The organism is Bradyrhizobium sp. Unk1 (assembly GCF_059512345.1).
In genome coordinates this window covers 221,829-239,782 of sequence record NZ_JCAMOP010000007.1, presented here as the reverse complement: position 1 = coordinate 239,782, position 17,954 = coordinate 221,829, and the positions used below count along the sequence as shown (strand labels likewise).

15 protein-coding genes are annotated in these 17,954 nt (G+C 65.6%); 10 read left to right on the top strand and 5 right to left on the bottom strand.

Going from position 1 to position 17,954, the window contains the following annotated elements:
- Complete coding sequence (locus AC5ZFO_RS11735) at positions 1 to 594, bottom strand: CGNR zinc finger domain-containing protein (protein WP_282524914.1); 594 nt, start codon at positions 592 to 594, stop codon at positions 1 to 3.
- Between the two features lie 139 nt (positions 595 to 733).
- On the opposite strand from AC5ZFO_RS11735, the gene AC5ZFO_RS11730 reads away from it, so the two are divergent.
- Both AC5ZFO_RS11730 and AC5ZFO_RS11725 read left to right on the top strand, forming a co-directional pair.
- Positions 734 to 2,149 carry an amidase gene (locus tag AC5ZFO_RS11730; RefSeq protein ID WP_282524915.1) on the top strand — a complete coding sequence of 472 codons (1,416 nt, stop codon included), beginning with the start codon at positions 734 to 736 and terminating at the stop codon, positions 2,147 to 2,149.
- Positions 2,146 to 3,402: an MFS transporter gene (locus AC5ZFO_RS11725; RefSeq protein WP_282524916.1), complete on the top strand. Its 1,257-nt coding sequence runs from the start codon at positions 2,146 to 2,148 to the stop codon at positions 3,400 to 3,402. The genes AC5ZFO_RS11730 and AC5ZFO_RS11725 overlap by 4 nt, the downstream gene beginning before the upstream one ends.
- Here AC5ZFO_RS11725 and AC5ZFO_RS11720 read toward each other — a convergent pair.
- Positions 3,383 to 3,547 (bottom strand): Flp family type IVb pilin, encoded by a 165-nt coding sequence (locus AC5ZFO_RS11720; protein WP_248877797.1) that lies wholly within the window; start codon positions 3,545 to 3,547, stop codon positions 3,383 to 3,385. The genes AC5ZFO_RS11725 and AC5ZFO_RS11720 overlap by 20 nt on opposite strands.
- Before the next feature lie 314 nt (positions 3,548 to 3,861).
- Here AC5ZFO_RS11720 and AC5ZFO_RS11715 point away from each other — a divergent pair, with 314 nt between their 5' ends.
- The gene (locus AC5ZFO_RS11715; RefSeq protein ID WP_282524948.1) at positions 3,862 to 6,591 is read left to right on the top strand and encodes a bifunctional diguanylate cyclase/phosphodiesterase; all 2,730 of its coding nucleotides are present in this window, start codon (positions 3,862 to 3,864) and stop codon (positions 6,589 to 6,591) included.
- Positions 6,592 to 6,686: 95 nt separating this feature from the next.
- On the opposite strand, the gene AC5ZFO_RS11710 is transcribed toward AC5ZFO_RS11715, so the two are convergent.
- Positions 6,687 to 8,024 carry a S41 family peptidase gene (locus tag AC5ZFO_RS11710; RefSeq protein ID WP_282524917.1) on the bottom strand — a complete coding sequence of 446 codons (1,338 nt, stop codon included), beginning with the start codon at positions 8,022 to 8,024 and terminating at the stop codon, positions 6,687 to 6,689.
- Between the two features lie 305 nt (positions 8,025 to 8,329).
- Here AC5ZFO_RS11710 and AC5ZFO_RS11705 point away from each other — a divergent pair, with 305 nt between their 5' ends.
- From AC5ZFO_RS11705 to AC5ZFO_RS11695, 3 genes are all read left to right on the top strand, one after another.
- On the top strand, positions 8,330 to 9,463 hold the full coding sequence (locus AC5ZFO_RS11705; protein ID WP_038943051.1) for an alpha-hydroxy acid oxidase: 1,134 nt from the start codon (positions 8,330 to 8,332) through the stop codon (positions 9,461 to 9,463).
- Positions 9,464 to 9,476: 13 nt separating this feature from the next.
- Complete coding sequence (locus AC5ZFO_RS11700) at positions 9,477 to 10,103, top strand: HAD family hydrolase (RefSeq protein WP_282524918.1); 627 nt, start codon at positions 9,477 to 9,479, stop codon at positions 10,101 to 10,103.
- 155 nt (positions 10,104 to 10,258) lie between these two features.
- Positions 10,259 to 10,453, top strand: a complete 195-nt coding sequence (locus AC5ZFO_RS11695) for a hypothetical protein (RefSeq protein ID WP_063983049.1) — start codon at positions 10,259 to 10,261, stop codon at positions 10,451 to 10,453.
- 102 nt (positions 10,454 to 10,555) lie between these two features.
- Here the strand turns inward: AC5ZFO_RS11695 and AC5ZFO_RS11690 are convergent, their stop codons facing one another.
- Positions 10,556 to 10,849, bottom strand: coding sequence for a type II toxin-antitoxin system RelE/ParE family toxin (locus AC5ZFO_RS11690; RefSeq protein WP_282524919.1), 294 nt, complete (start codon positions 10,847 to 10,849; stop codon positions 10,556 to 10,558).
- Positions 10,850 to 11,210: 361 nt separating this feature from the next.
- On the opposite strand from AC5ZFO_RS11690, the gene AC5ZFO_RS11685 reads away from it, so the two are divergent.
- The 4 genes from AC5ZFO_RS11685 to AC5ZFO_RS11670 all read left to right on the top strand — a co-directional run bounded on the left by AC5ZFO_RS11685 (position 11,211) and on the right by AC5ZFO_RS11670 (position 15,546).
- Positions 11,211 to 12,422: a molybdopterin molybdotransferase MoeA gene (locus AC5ZFO_RS11685; protein ID WP_496122087.1), complete on the top strand. Its 1,212-nt coding sequence runs from the start codon at positions 11,211 to 11,213 to the stop codon at positions 12,420 to 12,422.
- 176 nt (positions 12,423 to 12,598) lie between these two features.
- On the top strand, positions 12,599 to 13,300 hold the full coding sequence (lexA, locus tag AC5ZFO_RS11680; protein ID WP_014494969.1) for a transcriptional repressor LexA: 702 nt from the start codon (positions 12,599 to 12,601) through the stop codon (positions 13,298 to 13,300).
- 645 nt (positions 13,301 to 13,945) lie between these two features.
- A complete protein-coding gene (locus tag AC5ZFO_RS11675) occupies positions 13,946 to 14,380 on the top strand; it encodes a hypothetical protein (RefSeq protein WP_282524921.1) in 435 nt (144 codons plus the stop codon).
- Positions 14,381 to 14,604: 224 nt separating this feature from the next.
- Positions 14,605 to 15,546 (top strand): GAF domain-containing protein, encoded by a 942-nt coding sequence (locus AC5ZFO_RS11670; protein ID WP_282524922.1) that lies wholly within the window; start codon positions 14,605 to 14,607, stop codon positions 15,544 to 15,546.
- A 9-nt stretch (positions 15,547 to 15,555) separates the two neighbouring features.
- Here the strand turns inward: AC5ZFO_RS11670 and AC5ZFO_RS11665 are convergent, their stop codons facing one another.
- Positions 15,556 to 17,868 carry a ComEC/Rec2 family competence protein gene (locus tag AC5ZFO_RS11665; RefSeq protein WP_496122086.1) on the bottom strand — a complete coding sequence of 771 codons (2,313 nt, stop codon included), beginning with the start codon at positions 17,866 to 17,868 and terminating at the stop codon, positions 15,556 to 15,558.
- Positions 17,869 to 17,954: the final 86 nt, after the last annotated feature.

Below are 17,954 nucleotides of genomic sequence, written 5' to 3'. Positions count from 1 at the left end.
CTATTTCGCCTCGCGCTGCCGCTCGCGATAGGCACGCGTCTTCATCCGGTTGCCGCACAGCGTCGACATGCACCACCGCCGCGTCGATGGTTTCGACCGGTCGAAGAACACCCGGCGGCATTCCTCCGACGCGCACATCTTCAGCCGATCCAGCGCTCCCACAAGCGTTGCGTCATGAAGCTCGATCGCGATGGTCGAGAGGCCTGCGAGCGCATCCTCGCGCGCGGCCGACAGCATCGCGCCACGGCCTGCGCGCGCCTCCACCCGCAACGGAAACGGCGCGAGCGCCTCATTGAGAGTGCCGAGAACGCTCCTGTTCCGGGGCCGCTCGATGGGCTCACATTGCAGATAGGCGCGCAAGGCGCCGCGCAGTCTTAGCGCGGTCTCAAACATCGCGGGCGTAACACGCCCGCCCTCGGCGCCAAGGCCGCGTTCCCGCATCCAGTCCGCAAGTTCCTTCGGCCCGCCAAGCTCATCGCTCTCCGGATGCTCCACGCCGAAATGGGTGAAGTGGCGAACATCGAGCGTGTTGGCGAAATCGTAGACGTTCGCCAGCGTGTCGGGAACCTGGAATTTGCGTGACTCTTTCGACATCGGAACACCAAAGATTGGAACACCAGTAAAACAGATTTACTGGTTGACAGCAAGCGACACCTGTATCCTAATTATACTGGTGTCGAATCCTTCGGGATCGAGCACCCATTGCGATCACCAGACCGGAGACCACGCGCCGATGACCGACGCCCTGCACTATCTCGAACTCACCGCGCTCGCAGCACGCCTCAAGGCGCGCGACATCTCCGCGCTGGACGTGACGCGCGCGCAACTCGACCGTATCGACGCCATGGACCGGGATCTCGGCAGCTACGTTCATGTGATGGCGGAAACGGCCATCGCCGAGGCAAAAGCCGCGGACGCCGAAATCGCACAAGGCCGGTATCGGGGCCCGCTGCATGGCGTGCCGATTGCGCTCAAGGACCTGTTCTGGACCAAGGGCATTGCGACGGCGGCCGGCACCACGCTTCACCGCGACTTTCGTCCCCGCGCAGACGCAACCGTCGTGCGCCGGCTCAAGGACGCAGGTGCCGTGATACTCGGCAAGCTGCAACTCACCGAGGGCGCCTATTCCGATCACCATCCGTTGGTGACGCCGCCGAAGAATCCGTGGAATGCGAGTTACTGGCCGGGCATTTCGTCCAGTGGCTCGGCGGTCGCAACCGCTGCCGGGCTTTGCTTCGGCTCGCTCGGCTCCGACACCGGCGGCTCGATCCGCTGGCCCTCCGCCGCCAACGGTCTGACTGGATTGAAGCCGAGCTGGGGTCGCGTCAGCCGACACGGAGCGTTCGAGCTGGCCGCGACGCTCGACCATGTCGGACCGATCGGCCGCAGCGCGGCCGATGCGGGCGCGCTGCTCGGCGTCATTGCCGGACACGACCCCAACGACCCGACCTCGCTGTTCGATCCGTTGCCCGACTATCTGGCCGCGGCCACACAGGACGTGCGGGGCTTGCGGATCGGCGTCGATGCCGCCTGGAACAGCGACGACGTGGACGTTACGACACAGCACGTGCTGGCAGACGCCATCGATGCGTTCCGCGCGCTTGGCGCCGACATCGTCGATGTCGGATTTCCCGACGTAAAGCAGGCAATTGCCGACTGGACACCGAATTGCGCGGTGGAAGCTGCGGTCGCGCACGAGGCGACCTATCCTGCCCGCAAGAACGAGTATGGCCCGATGCTCGCCTCGCTGATCGAGGCCGGTCGCGCGCACTCCGCTCTCGATTATCAGAAGATCCTGCTGCGGCGGCTGGCTCTGCGCGGCCGCGTCACCGCGTTATTCGAGACCATTGACCTGCTGCTGATCCCGGTACACCCGTTCCCGCCGGTGACGCTCGCCATGATCCAGACGCTCGGCGAGCAGCCGGATCTGATCGCGAAGCTGCAGCGTTACACCTGCCCGTTCGACATGACCGGTCATCCCACGATCACGCTACCGGGTGGTGCATCGGCAGACGGACTGCCGATCGCGTTTCAGCTCGTCGCCGCTCATCTCGACGAGGCCATGCTCGTGCGCGCCGGCGCGGCGTTCCAGCGGGCCACGTCCTGGCATCGTCGCCATCCTTCCATCAGCTCGCGGAGGCAGCATTGACCATTCAATCCACGCTCGCTCAGCGCAGCATTTTCCATGGCTGGTTCGTCGTCGCGGCGGCATTTGCCGTCATGTTCGTCGGCTTCGGCTCCGCCTACACGTTCAGCGCATTTCTGGAGCCGCTCCAGCGCGATTTCGGCGCCTCGCGCGGTTCGATCTCGCTCGTGTTTTCGATTGCGGGCTTTCTGTACTTCGCGCTCGGGCTCGTCAGCGGTCCGCTCGCCGACCGGCTCGGCTCGCGTCCGCTGGCCATAGCCGGCATGATCCTGATCGCGGTCGGACTTGCGGCGGCGAGCGCGGCACGTTCCCTTGTCGAGGTCTATCTAGCCTACGGGCTGGGCGTCGGCCTCGGCCTCGGCTGCGCCTATGTTCCCGCGATCGGCGCGGTGCAACGCTGGTTCGTCAAGCGCCGCGGCTTCGCCTCCGGGCTCGCGGTGAGCGGCATCGGGCTCGGTACGCTGGCGATGCCGCCGCTCGCCTCATTGTTGATCGCATCGGTGGGCTGGCGCGGCGCCTATCTGGTGCTGGGCGTGATCGCACTGGCGCTGGGCGGCGGAGCGTCGCTGCTGATCGAGAACGATCCGAAGCACCGCGGCCTCGGACCCGACGGCGATCCGCCTCGCGAGGCCGCGGGCGCAAGCAATGCCGGCGGCGCTTCGGTGCGCGATGCTGTCCGGTCGACGCGGTTTGTCGCCCTCTACGTGTCGTGTCTGGTCTGCTCGTTCGGCGCCTTCGTCCCGTTCGTCCATCTCGTGCCTTACGCGCGCGACCACGGGGTCGCGGCGTCCTCTGCGGTGCTGCTGCTCGGCGTGATCGGGGCCGGCAGCACCGCAGGCCGCTTCTTTCTCGGCGCGCTCGCCGACCGGATGGGCCGCGATCGCTCGCTCATCATGGTCCTGGTCGGAATGGCGTTCGCGATGGCGATCTGGGCCGTCGCCGACGATGTTTGGACCCTCGCCGCTTTTGCCTTCGTCTACGGCGTGTTCTACGGCGGCTGGGTCGCGGTGCTGCCCGCTGTGGTCATGGACTATTTTGGCGGACGCAACGTCAGCGGCATCATCGGCATTCTCTACACCAGCGTGGCGTTCGGAACGCTGGTTGGCCCGAGCGCGGCCGGCTTCGCCTATGACGTCAACCACAGCTATACGTTGCCGATCCTGATCAGCGCCGCCGCGAACGTCGTCGCGGCGCTGATCGTGATGACGATACTGGCGCGCAGCGGAGCTCGCGCGATCAGCGCAGCGAAGAGCTGATCGACCCGAATTTGGCGTTGAGCTTGGAGCCCATGCCGTTCACGACGGAAATGATGGCCAGCGCGATGCCGGCGGCAATCAGGCCGTATTCGATCGCGGTTGCACCACGCTCGTCGGCGAGGAAGCTCTTCAAGGTGTTTGTCATCGTCCAGTCCTCTCTGTGTCGTTGGCAGGCATGTTCGCAAATCACGTGCCAATGCCGACGTGTGGATCGCCAACATCTTAGATGGTTAAGCCTTGGTTGACCGTGGCACGACCGGCAGGAATTGACCGGCATCGCGAGAGCTTCCGGCAATTCCTGCACGTCTTGCGTCGCGCGCATCGATTGCTTTTGTACACGGCCGTTCATGTCGCATTAACCGCGCTTCCTAACTCCGCCTCCACACCGTTTCCGTAAACCAACGGATGTTCTCGGGATCAAGACTCGATCCTGACGTGTGCGCGGCAACGATCGACAAGATGACGAAATACGGCAGTCGCCTCTTTGACCAGGTCTTCGTGCGCAGCGGACCGATCCGCTGGCTGGTGGTGGGCGGCACGCTGCTGATCGCGGCCATCGCCATTGGCTCGGTCCTGATGGCGCAGAATTTCCGAGAGCGTGCGCTGCGCAACAGCGGGCGCGAGCTGGAAAACACCGTCCTGCTGCTCGCTCATCATTTCGATCAGCAGTTGCAGGATTTCGCGGTCATCCAGAAGGATTTCGTCGACCACGTCCGCGCAACCGGCATCGCAAGCGCAGAGGACTATCGCAAACGCCTCTCCGGCCAGGACGTCCACCGGATGCTGCGCTCGAAGATCGAGGCGCTGCCCTACATGGGCGGCGTCAACATCATCGATGCCGAAGGCAATCTGATCAACTCCTCGACGGCGTGGCCGGCCCCCAAAGTGAACGTCGCCGATCGCGCCTATTTTCGCACTTTCAAATACGATCCTTACTCGCCGAACGTGCTGATCGAGCCGGTGCACAGCCGCGTCTCCGGCGCCTGGACCATTCTGATCGTGCGCAAGATCGTGGGACCGAACGGCGAGTTCATGGGCGTGGTCGGACGCGGCATCGAACCGGCCAATTTCGAGAAGTTCTTTGCCTCCGTCGTGCTCGGCGAAGGCGCCTCGATCTCGATGCTGCATCGCGACGGCACGCTGCTCGCTCGCTATCCCCATTCCAGCGAGCAGATGGGCAGGAATTTCAAGACCGGCCCGTTCGAGCAGCAGAGGATCTTCGGGCTCGATCACTTCGCCGGCCGCATCATGAGCCCCGTCGATGGAGAAGACCGGCTGATCTCCTCGCGCGCCCTGCCCCACTTCCCGATCCTGATGATGGCCACCACGACGCGCGCGGCGGCGCTGACCGACTGGCGCGAGCAGATCGGCATCCTGATCTCGGTTGCGGGCGCCTCCGCGCTCGCCATCGCGGGCGTGCTGATCGCGATCGTGCGCAAGCTGCTGGAGCAGCACCGCGCCTCCCGCGAGCGGCTGACGCTGGAGAAGCAGCGCCTCGACCGCGCCGTCAACAACATGACGCAGGGCCTGCTGCTGTTCGACGCCGAGCGGCGGCTGGTGATCTGCAACCAGCGCTACATCGAGATGTACGGCCTGTCAGCTGAGGTGGTGAAGCCCGGCTCCAGCTTCCACGACATCATTGTCCACCGCAAGGCGACCGGCTCGTTCAGTGGCGACATCGGCGACTATGTCGTCCGTGTGCTGCGCGACATCCATGTGCGTAACTCCATGGTGGTCGACACCTCCGACGGGCGCTCGATCCACATCCTCAACGAGCCGCTCGCGGACGGCGGCTGGGTGGCGACCCACGAAGACATCACCGAGCGCCGGCGCATCGAGGAGCGGATCACCCACCTCGCCCACTACGACGCGCTGACCGACCTGCCCAACCGCACCATGTTCCACGAGCATCTGCGCGCGGAGCTCGCCGCCATCGCCGAAGGCGAAGAGATCGCGGTGCACTACATCGACATCGACGAGTTCAAGGGCGTCAACGACGCGCTCGGCCATCTCGTCGGCGACGAGCTGTTGAAATCGATCGCGACGAGCCTCAGCCAATGCGCAGGTCCTGCGGACTTCGTAGCGCGGCTCGGCGGCGACGAATTCGCCATCGTACAGAGCGCGGTGACGTCGCTGGAGCAGATCAACGAGCTCGTCGCGCGGATCTTCCAGGCCATCCGCGCGCCGTTCGACTGCATGGGCCATCATCTCACCACGGACGCCAGTATCGGCATCGCGCTGGCGCCACGACACGGCACCGCGCTGGACCAAATCCTGAAGAACGCGGACATGGCGATGTATGCCGCCAAGGCCGCCGGACGCCGCACCTATCGCTTCTTCGAGCCGGAGATGGACGCCAAGGTCCGCGAGCGGCGGCAGCTCGAGATCGATCTGCGCCACGCCATCGCCCAAGGCGGGCTCGAAGGCGGGCTCGAGGTCTACTACCAGCCCTGCCTCGCCCTGAAGGACGACCGCATCACCGGCTGCGAGGCGCTGGTGCGCTGGCGCCATCCCGAGCGCGGCATGGTCTCGCCGGCCGAGTTCATCCCGATCGCCGAAGACACCGGCCTGATCAACGAGATCGGCGAATGGGTGCTGGCCACGGCCTGCCGCGATGCCGCCAACTGGCCCGACGACATCCGCCTCGCCGTCAACGTCTCGCCGGTGCAGTTCAAGAGCGGCACGCTGGCACTGAAGATCATGGCGGCCCTTGCCGCCTCAAATTTGCCGGCGAGCCGGCTCGAGCTCGAGATCACCGAGGCCGTGCTGATCCGTGACGACGACACCGCGCTTGCGATCCTGCATCAGCTCCGCGCCATCGGCGTGCGGATCGCGCTCGACGATTTCGGCACCGGCTACTCCTCGCTGAGCTATCTGCACCGCTTCCCGTTCGACAAGATCAAGATCGACCGCTGCTTCGTCAGCGACATCGCCGGTCCCGACGGCTCCGCCAGCATCGTGCAGGCCGTCGTCAACCTAGCTGCCGCCCGCCGCATGACCACCACGGCCGAGGGCGTCGAGACCGAGGAGCAGCAGCGCCTGCTCCGTGCGCTCGGCTGCTCCGAGATGCAGGGCTATCTGTTCAGTGCCGCAAAACCGGCCGACAAGGTGCTGGAGCTGTTCGCGCTGCACCGCAGCCGCCTCGCCCAGCGCGGCGGCGAGGAAGGCCGGCGCCGCGAGGCAAGCTAATTAGGGCGGTCTTCCCAACAATTGGAAGCGTCACCGCACGAATTCACCCGGGAGCGGTCATCCGCTCCCGGGCAATATCCGGACGTCGTAGGGCTTTAGTTCGGCACCGCTGCCTTCGGCGCGGGCTTGGCGGCGACCGCATTCGCGGTCTGGCCGTGCAGGAAGTCGTAGGCCGTATGCAGGGCCTTGTCGTCCTTCTCTTCCGGCGGGACGTAGGACTGCGATCCGGTCTGCTCGGTGCCGTCAGCAGCCTGCAGATGGCCGCGCATCTGGGACTCCGCCATGGTGTCCATCCGGCCCTTCAGCTCCGGCGGAATATCCTGGAGGATCTCGATATCGGGCGCGATGCCCTGGGCCTGGATCGAACGGCCCGACGGCGTGTAGTAGCGCGCCGTGGTCAGCGCCAGCGCGCCGTTGCCGGCGCCGAGCGGAATGATGGTCTGCACCGATCCTTTGCCGAACGAGCGCGTGCCGATGATCGTGGCACGCTTATGATCATGCAGCGCGCCAGCCACGATCTCCGAGGCCGAGGCCGAGCCGCCGTTGACCAGCACGACCAGCGGCTTGCCCTTGGTGAGATCGCCGCCATGCGCAGTGAAGCGCTGGGTTTCCTCCGGATTGCGGCCGCGGGTCGAGACGACCTCGCCGCGCTGAAGGAAAGCGCTCGACACCGAGACGGCCTGGTCGAGTAAGCCGCCCGGATTGTTGCGCAGGTCCATCACGTAGCCGACCAGCTTCTCCGGCGGGACCTCCTTGGAGATCGACGCGATCGCCTTCTTCAGGCCGTCGGTGGTCTGCTCGTTGAACGAGGTGACGCGGATATAGCCGATGTCGCCGTTCTCGACGTGGAAGCGCACCGGACGCACATGGATGATCTCGCGCTTGATCGCGACGTCGAGCGGGGCGTCGGCTCCCTTGCGCACGATGGTGAGCTTGGTCTGGGTATCGACCGGCCCCTTCATCTTGTTGACGGCCTGCTCGAGCGTCATGCCCTGCACGGCATCGCCGTCGATCTTGCTGATGAGGTCGCCGGACATGATGCCGGCCTTGGACGCCGGCGTGTCGTCGATCGGCGAGACGACCTTGACCAGGCCGTCCTCCATCGTGACCTCGATGCCGAGCCCGCCGAACTCGCCGGAGGTGGTCTCCTGCATCTCGGTCCAGGCCTTGTCGTTCATGTAGCGTGAATGCGGATCGAGCGAGGTCACCATGCCGGTGATCGCGCCCTCGATCAGCTTGGAATTGTCGGGCTTCTCGACATAGCTCGCCTTCACCCGCTCGAACACTTCGCCGAACAGATTGAGCCGGGAATAGGCATCATCCGCGCTCGCTGCCGCCCGCGCCGCCCATACTCCGCCGTGCGGGCTGGCAACCAGAAGGGTCAGACACGCTCCCGTGAGTGCGCCCAGGGGGAACAGCAGATTTTTCCGCATGGATAGGCTTGCCTTCTTGCTTGGAGCTTTGCTTGGGGCTTGGGAGGCGCCATGCAAATGGCGATCCAGCCCGCTGTTCACAATACCATTCTGGTTTCTTCAAGGCCGGGACGCCACGCCGGCGGGTACACCGTAAAAATCCCTTCGCCCGGGCCTAAACTTTTGGCAACGTTCCGACCGTTTCGCGCAAGGCCGGAATCGGCCGGCCGGCCCACGCCTCGCAGCTATGCGATTTTAGGATGGTTTTGGAGGGCTGGACACGATAGGCGATGACAATAAGGCTTCAAATTCTCGGGAGGACAACCATGAACGACGCGCCCCGCATCCGGCCGGAACGGAACGTCGAACTCGGCGCCAGCGCCGAGCCATTCCAGAACCTGCACGAATTCATCCGCAAGGCGCGCGCCAACCTCAACCAGAACGCCTGGGACTATATCGTCGGCGCCGCCGAGACCGAGACCACGATGCGCCGCAACCGCATGGCGCTCGACGAGATCGCCTTCAGGCCGCGCGTGCTGCGCGACGTCCGCGAGGTCGATGGCTCGGTCGAGCTGTTCGGGCGCAGGATGCGGCTACCGGTGGTGCTCGCCCCTGTCGGCGCACTGGAGATCTTCGATCCTGATGGCGCGGCGAGCGTCGCCCGCGCCTGCGGCACCTTTGGCGCGGCGCATATGCTGAGCTCGGTGTCCGAGCCCGGCCTGGAGAAGACCGCCGAGGCCGCTCCTGATGCGCTGCGGCTCTATCAACTCTACGTGCGCGGTGATGACGACTTCGTCGCCGATGTCGTCAGCCGGAGCGAGAAGAACGCCTACGCCGCGTTCTGCCTGACCGTTGATACCGCCCATTACAGCCGTCGCGAACGTGACATTGCCAAGCGCTATGTTCGCGAGAGCCGCCTGCGCGCCACCGGCGGCGATTATCAGAAGGGCCTGGAGTGGCGGACCGTGAAGATGATCAAGGACAAGTTCAAGATCCCGCTCATCCTGAAGGGCATCGCCACCGCCGAGGACGCCCAGATCGCGGTCGATCACGGCGTCGAGTGGATCTACGTCTCCAACCATGGCGGCCGCCAGCTCGATCACGGCCGCGGCGCCATGCATGTGCTGCCCGAGATCGTCGAGGCCGTGAAGGGACGCGCCAAGATCATGGTCGACGGCGGCTTCTGCCGCGGCACCGACATCGTCAAGGCGATCGCGGCGGGCGCGGACATGGTCGGCATCGGCCGGCTGCAATGCTGGGCATTGGCGGCGGCCGGCGAAGCCGGCGTGAGGCGAATGCTGGAGCTGCTCGAGGACGAGGTGCTGCGCTGCCTCGGCCTCTTGGGCGCCACCTCGTTCGCCGAGGTCAACAAGTCCTGCCTGCACCAGGCGACCGCAACGAATGCGCCGAGCGTGTTCAGCGCGTTCCCGCTGTTCGACCACGACCCCTATCGATATTGAGTGAAAGGATGCAATGAGCTCGCTCTCCCCCGGCAGCGCGGACGCGCTCCTGTTCGATCTCGGGCGCGTCGTGCTCGACATCGATTTCTCCAAGGCGATCGCCTGCTGGGCGGGACATGCCGGCTGCAAGCCGGAAGCCATCGTCGCGCGCTATGTGCGGGACAGCGAAGCCTACCGGCTGCACGAGGTCGGCAAGATCAGCGACGAGGCCTATTTTGACTCGCTGCGCGTCTCGCTCGGGATCGGCATTTCGGACGCGCAGTTCCTGGAGGGCTGGAACGCGATCTTCGCCGGCGAGATGCCCGACATCGCCGAGCTGCTGCCGCGTGCGGCAAAGCAGATGCCGCTCTACGCCTTCTCCAACACCAACCGGCCGCATGTGGACCACTTCTCGAAGGAATATGCCGGCCTGCTCGGCCATTTCCGCGAGCTGTATCTGTCGTCCAGCATCGGCCTGCGCAAACCGGATGTGGAGGCCTTCGACCATGTCGTGGCCGCGATCGGCGTGCCGGCGAACCGCATCGTGTTCTTCGACGACCTTGCCGAGAACATTGAAGGAGCGCGGTCGCGCGGCCTGACCACGGTCCACGTGACCTCGCCCCGCGACGTCGGGAACGCCCTCAAGGCGCTCGGACTCTGATCTCTGGCCGGCAAGCCGACGGGCCGCGAATGGAACTATTTTGCCCCGGGGCGAGGAACCAAGTCCCTTTGTGCATTTTTATACGGAGTTCCCGGAACGATTGCCCCTCTCGGGACTCATGAGTCCGTTGGGAATTCTACATCGGATCAATCGTCGTGTTGGGCAAAACCTACCTCACCAAGCAGGCGTCTCTGCTGATGAAATTCGCCAGAACCACCTCGGATTCTGACCTATCCGCAAAGCTGATCAGCAAGGCCGCCGACCTGAAATCCCAGGCCGACCCGCTGCCTGACAAGGATCAGGGCCCCGCAGCGCCGGACGTCAGTCCGTACAAGCAGCCGGGGGGCTGACCGATGCTGGCCGTGGCTCTCGTCCTTCTCGTCCTCGCCATGGCCATCCTCGTACCGGTCTGTCTCGCCTTCTGGATCATGCCGCGGCGAACGTGAGTTCACTTAGGCGTCGGAGTGTTCGCGGTCCCGCGCCGGATGCTGGATCGTAAGAATGACGACCTCGCCGGCCTCCTCGTCCAGCGTGTAATAGACCAGATAAGGGTATCGACGCGTCACCAGCTTGCGTACGCCGGCGACGTTCTGCGGTCGCCCAAGACCTGGAAAGCGAACGAGATTCTGTAGCGATTCAAGGATTGCAGCGCGCACGCGCAATGCGCCTTGCGGGCTGTGCTCACGGACATAGTCGGCAAGGCTGATCAAATCTTGGGTCGCGCGCGGTGTGAACCGAAGCTTCATCGCTCAAAGCGACGGAACGCAGCCTCGACCTCGGCGTCAGACGCAAACCGGCGCAAGTTGGCTTGTGCAAGCCCCTCAAGGACCGCCGCAAGATTCCCGGGGTCGATCTCCTCAGGCTCCCCTGCGTTGCCGCTCAAAGCCAGCATCGCACGCGCAATCTCGTCCTGGCTATCCGCAGGGAGCTGCCGCACGGCCTGGAGCGCTTTTTCGAGCAGTCTTGTCATCGACAGAAAGATAGGCCGGGCCGCCGCCGAATGGAAGTGTGGGCTCGCGCGCCTTTGGGGAGCCCCTTTTGCTTCAGGCCCTCCGCTCGGCTAGAACCTTGCCGACCGAGTCCTTCGATTTGTTGCGGGAGTTCGCCGTGGCCCTGATGCCGGTATCCGATGCGCTCGCCGCGGTGCTGGCGGGCGCAGAGCCGCTGCCTGAAGAGATGATCGCGCTCGACGCGGCCTTCCATCGCGTGCTCGCGCGCGATGTCGCCGCGCGGCGCACGCAGCCGCCGCAGGCGATGTCGGCAATGGACGGCTATGCGGTGCGCGCGGTCGATGCGGCGAAGACCGACTCCCAGCTCACCCTGATCGGCGAGGTCGCGGCGGGCCGCCCGTTTGCGGGATCGGTCGGCGCCGGCGAGGCCGTGCGTATCTTCACCGGCGGTGTCGTTCCCGATGGCGCTGATGCGGTCGTGATCCAAGAGGATACGGTCGCGGACGGCAAGCGCATCACCATCAAGGAAGCCGCCGTAACGGGGCGGCACATCCGCCCCGCCGGCGTCGACTTCTCGGAAGGCGACGTGCTGCTGTGCAAGGGTATCAGGCTCACCGAGCGCGACCTCGCGCTCGCCGCCGGCATGAATTACCCGCAATTGCCCGTCCGACGACGCCCGAAGGTCGCGATCCTCGCGACCGGCGACGAGTTGGTGATGCCGGGTACCACGCCCGGTCCCGGCCAAATCGTCTATTCCAACGGCTACGCCCTGCACGCGCTCGCCCGCAGCGAGGGCGCCGATACCGTCGACCTCGGCGTTGCCGCCGACACGCTGGCGGCCACCACGGCCGGCATCGGCCGCGCGCGGGAGAGCGGCGCGGACATCCTGATCACGACCGGCGGCGCGTCGGTCGGAGACCACGATCTGGTCCAGCAGGCGCTGAGGGACGAAGGTATCTCGATGGCGTTCTGGAAGATCGCGATGCGGCCGGGCAAGCCGATGATGAACGGGCGGCTCGGCGCGATGCGCGTGATCGGCCTGCCTGGCAATCCCGTGTCATCCTATGTTTGCGGCTTCCTGTTCATGGTGCCGTTGATTCGCGCGCTTTCGGGCCGTTCGATGATTCATCACCGCCGCGAACGCGCGGTGCTCGGCCGCGATGTCGGCGCCAACGACCAGCGCGAGGATTATCTGCGCGCACGCCTCGAACTGCGCGACGACGGCACGCTCGTCGCCGTTCCGGTCAATCACCAGGATTCCTCGCTGCTTGCGAATCTCGCTGCGGCACAGGCACTTCTCGTGCGCGCGCCATTCGCGCCGAAGGCCGAAGCCGGCACGCCTTGCGAGGTCTTGCGGCTGCCCGTCTGATCGCTTCGTTCGCGTGCGTTCCGCGAACTTTGTCGCGTTCACGGTAAATTAAGCAGTTGCGGAACATGTATCGAACATATAGTGTCCGTTCATGATTTGTTTCGAGCATGTAGCGGCTTACTGCTGAATTCAGCGTCTCGGAATCGAACGACATCAACCGGGGGATTTTGGTCGAGATGTTAACGCGCAAACAATACGAGCTCCTGCGGTTCATCAGCGAGCGGCTGAAGGAAAGCGGCGTGCCGCCCTCCTTCGACGAGATGAAGGACGCGCTCGACCTGCGCTCGAAATCGGGCATCCATCGCCTGATCACCGCGCTCGAGGAGCGCGGCTTCATCCGGCGCCTGCCCAACCGGGCCCGCGCCATCGAGGTGATCAAGCTGCCCGAGCTTCAGGCCGCCGCCGGCAGCCGCCGCGGTTTCACGCCGAGCGTCATCGAAGGCAATCTCGGCAAGGTCCGCACGACTTCCAGCCCGCCGGCGGATGAGGGCGAGCGTCCCGTGGCGGTCCCCGTGATGGGCCGCATCGCGGCCGGCACGCCGATCGAGGCCTTGCAGACCCGCAGCCACACCATCAGCGTACCGCCTGACATGCTCGGTTCAGGCGAACATTACGCGCTCGAAGTGCGTGGTGATTCCATGGTCGAGGCCGGCATTCTCGACGGCGACATGGCGCTGATCCAGCGCAACGAGAGCGCCGACACCGGCGATATCGTGGTGGCGCTGATCGACGACGAGGAAGCAACCCTGAAGCGCTTCCGCCGCCGCGGCGCCTCGATCGCGCTCGAGCCCGCCAACGCAGCCTATGAGGTCCGCATCCTCCCGCCCAACCGGGTGAAGATTCAGGGCAAACTGATCGGGCTCTACCGGAAGTACTGATACCGGACGCGCCGGGATCGGTTATTTGGCGCCCCGCGCGCTTTAGATCGGCATCGCCGATCCGAGATTGGAGCGGACGATTGTCCGCTTCCGCTGGATAGTCTTTCTGGTTTCGCGCAGATTATCCGGCCCCTCCTCTGGCGGTAAATCCTCGGCACGCCGCACGAAGCAGCCCTGCTTCGCGGCCTTCAGGTTCGAGGAGAAGTCATGCGCCGGATCGTTCAGATCCCAGTTGCTGTGGCGCTGATCGCAGCATCAGCGTCGCAAGCCTTGGCGTCGCGAGCCTTGGCGTCGAAAGCCTTGGCGTCGAAAGCCTTGGCCGCACAATCGCGACCCCATGTCCGCAACGACACCGCCGTGAGCGAGCGAGCCCGCAAGGCCCGCAACGCCGTCGAGCAACCGTCGCGGCCGGCCTGGCAATATTCCGGCTGGTCGGCGCCTGCGGGGCGCTGACACGCGCCTGCAGAATGCATAGGGGCGGGCTTTGTTCCTAGTGGATTCGGGAAAGATAATGTGATTGCGGCTTGCTGCGGCGAGCCGTAGATTTGCCTACAACCGGGCAGAACCTTTCACATTTCCACTCTGATAGAGGCCTGCGCCTCGATTGAGAGACGTGGGTCGCTATCCCTGCATGAGGAGCACCCGATGTGTGACTACAGCCTGCATGCCGTCGCGTCGCGTCCCGCCGAAGTCGGCGAGACGGTCGTCACGACAACCTTCCGCGGCACCTCGACGCGCGGCTTTGCCTCCGCAGCCGATCCGACCGTCGCGGTCTGCCTGCTCCCGGGAACGGAGCTCGCTTTCGCCGACAACGTCCGCTACGACAATCGCTGGATCTGGACGCGTACCGTCAATTCGCGCGTCGGCAAGTTCGGCAAGATCGATCCGCACATTCCCGATCGCCATCATGATGCGATCGAATTCCCCGACGGCAAATCCGTGCTGGTGACGCAGCTGGTCGAAGGCCAGCGCGCGACCGTGCTGCAACTACCGGTGACCCAGCCGCTCGGCGAGCGCGAGCACAAGCCGCAGATCATCACCGACAGCCGGCCGACCATCACCCGCCTGCCGATCGGCTGACATAGCCATTCCCGGCCGGCAGGTCGGGCCAGGATTGAAAATCGCCATCGCCGGCCGAGGCCGGCGAGATGGTGTCGTTCGTGTCCCGCGAAACTCCCTCGGGCGGACCAAGCCGTTGCGCCTCCCACCGCACGAAGTTTGCGCTGTCCTGCCTGAATTTTGAACGTCCGTTCCGCAGCCAAATGGCCGATGCTTGGTGCGGCTTGAGACGGCGGACACGTTCAATGAAGACCTTCATTCGCGTCGTTGAACTCTGGGTGCCTGACCGCACACGCATGCGGCTGGAATTCGGCGGCAGCCTCTACGGCGAAGGGCTGTCCGCGTTCAGGGCCGTGAGCGAAGATCTGCACTTCGGATATGACGAGGGGCTTCCCGGCAAGGCCTGGGCCAGCGGCCACCCCGTGATCCTCACCAGATTCACCGATTCCTATTTCAAGCGGACCGATCAGGCCATCGCCGCCGGGCTGACATGCGGCGTGGCAGTGCCGGTGTTTTCAGGCGAATTCCTGCAAGCCGTCATGGTGCTGTTCTGCGGCGACGACGAGGCCCATGTCGGCGCGATCGAGCTCTGGCACAACGATGCCGAAACCTCCCACGAGATGGCGCTCGTCGACGGCTATTACGGCACCGCCGAAATGTTCGAATTCAACTCCCGCCACACCAGATTTCCGCGTGGCTTCGGCCTGCCCGGCCGCATCTGGAAAGCCGGCCTGCCGCTGGTCATCAAGGACCTGTACGATGCCAGGAGTTTTCTGCGCTGGGAGGACGCCGCCAAGGTCGGAATCAATCTCGGGGTCGGCGTTCCCTATCGGACCGGCACCGATCAGACCTGGGTGCTGACGTTCCTCTCGGCGCAGGCGACCCCGATTGCACGACGCTTCGAGATCTGGGTCCCGGACGAGGCCCGCTCCGCGCTGGTCTTCCGCGCCGGCGATTGCAGCGCGCAGACCGACCTCGCCGCGCTCTATGCGACGAAATCCATCGCCAAAGGCGAAGGCAGCATCGGCGGGGCCTGGGCCACCGGCATGCCCGCGCTCAACGACGATCTCGCACGTGACGGCTCGGCCGCGGCCTCGCAGGCCTGCGCCTCTGGACTGAGCCAGATGGTCGTCCTGCCGGTGATCGGCAACGCCAGGCTCGATGCCGTGCTGGCCTGGTATCTGTAACCCGTCCGCTCAATCCTCGGCCTGCAGGTCGGCTTCCGATGGCGTCGCATCGCGGTTGCGGGAAGCCGCCGCCTGCGGCCCAAGGCTCGCGCCGAAATCCGCCTCGCCGGCAACCGCCGGCGACCACGGACGGTCCGCTCCCCTTGCCTTCGCCGCCTGAACCACAAAGCCGTCGCCGCTTCGCGTCAACGCCAGCGCGCCCTGCCTTGCGAGACGCTGACGGTCGACAACCATCGCCGCGCAATCCGGCGGCGCCGGCCGCGCCGTCACCACCAGCGCGGAGCGGCTGCAATCGTCAGCCAATGAATCGATGCGCAAGGCCAGCGCGACCAGGCGCCCGTCGGCAAGCGGCGTCACGCAGCCGGCCTCGTCGCACGACACGCCGGCGGCCAGTGAGGCACTGCCGGCGTCGCGCGGATCGGCGTCTCCGGCGAGCCATTCCTTCAGAAGAAAACCGTCCTTGCTCGACCTGATCAGATGCAGGTGTCCATCCCTGCCCCGCACCGCGACGCTCTGGCCGTCACCGGCGATCAGGACATCGGGCTGCCGCGCGCACAGTCCCCAGAGGATCGCGGCTAACAGCACCACCGCGCCGGCCCAGCGCAACGGCGTGCGCAACAAGCCCATCACGATGATTCCCAAGCTTGCAGCGATCAGCGGCGCGATGCCGAAGGCCGAGATGCGGCCGACCGCGCCCGGCAAAGCGGCCACCCAGCGCGACACCGCAACCATCCAGTCGATGCCGATCCCCATCAGCCACCAGAACGGACCATCAAGTCCGAACGGCGCTGCAATCAAACCCAACAGGCCCGCGGGCATCACCAGGGCCGAGACCACCGGCATCGCCCCGAGGTTGGCGAGCACGCCGAACGGAGTGACGCGGTGGAAGTGGTAAGCGGCATAGGGCGTGGTCGCGAGCCCCGCGATCAGCGAGGCCAGGAACAGCATCGCGATTTCGCGCCCGCCCCACATCGCAATCCGCGCGGTCGCCGAATGATCGGGCGACGCAAACAGGTTCGGCATGCCGATCTGCACCAGCGCCACCAGTCCGAGCGTCGCGGCGAAGGACATTTGAAAACTCGGATGCACAAGTGCCTCCGGTGCGACCGCGAGCACGATTAACGCGGCCACCGCCAGCGTGCGGAAGGTGATGGCGCGGCGATCGACCATGACCGCGATCAGCACCACCGCGGTCATGAAGAACGATCTTTGCGTCGCGACCTCCGCGCCCGACAGCAGCAGATAGAACGCGGCTGCGACAAGTGCGGCGGCCGCCGACCATTTCTTGATGGCAAAGCCCGCCGCCATTCCGGGGATCAACGCCAGCAGCGCGCGCACCGCGAAGAACACGACGCCGGCGACGACCGCCATGTGATAGCCGGAAATCGAGAGCACATGGCCGAGCCCCGAGATGAACATGGCGTCGTTGACGGGCGTGGTAATCGCATCGCGCCGGCCCGTGAGCAGCGCGGTCGCGATCGCCCGGTTGTCGCCCTCGAGCGTGACGCGGATGCGCGCGTCGATCGCATCGCGCAGACCCTGCATGAAGGCGGCATAACGCAGCCGCAAGCCACCGGCATCCGGCGGCACCGATGCCGCAATCGTGCCCATCACGAAGCCGGAGGCGCCGATGCCCTGGAAGAACATGTCGCGCGAAAAGTCATAGCTGCCGGGCCGCACCGGCGACAACGGCGGCAACAGCCGCGCCTTCAACTGCACGAAGCTGCCGACTTCGGGCGCAGTCCCCTTGCGCACGGAGAGGCGCACGCGCTCGAGCTTGACGTCGCTGCGCTGCGCCTCCATCGCCGTGACGCGCAGCACGAAGCGGTCGGTGCGCTCGCGGATGTCGCGGGTCTCGACGAAGCCCGACAGCGAGACGGAATAGAGCGGCTTTGCCAGCACCGTGTGCGCGATCCGCGCTGTCTTCCAGGTCGCCGTGGCAAGACCGGCCGCGACCGCCGCGATCATGATCGCCGGCGCAAACAACCGGCTCCGCCGCAACTGCACGGCGCCAAGCATGAGTGCGATGGCCGTTGCGGCAACGACCCACAGCACCGGCTCATGATCGGCGGCAAAGTAGAGCGCGATACCGCCGCCGAACGCGACCGGCATCACCCACGGCAACAATCGCCCGGCGCCGGCCTCGGCGCGCGCCCATTCGCGCAGGGTCCCGGCCAGCGACGTCCAGAGGTCGAACCCTGCCGGCACGAGGCCGCCCGCGGATGCAGCTCGGCCGACGGGCCAAGTCCCCGCAATCCAAGTCCCCGCGATCCAAGTCCCCGCGATCCCCTGGGACCGAACTGGCCGGCCCGGCTCCGCCATTCCCTGCACCTTACGATACGCGACAGGCCTGGAGGCTACCGGAACGTGCAGGCAGGCGAATAGCGGTACGGATCAGGAACGGAGCG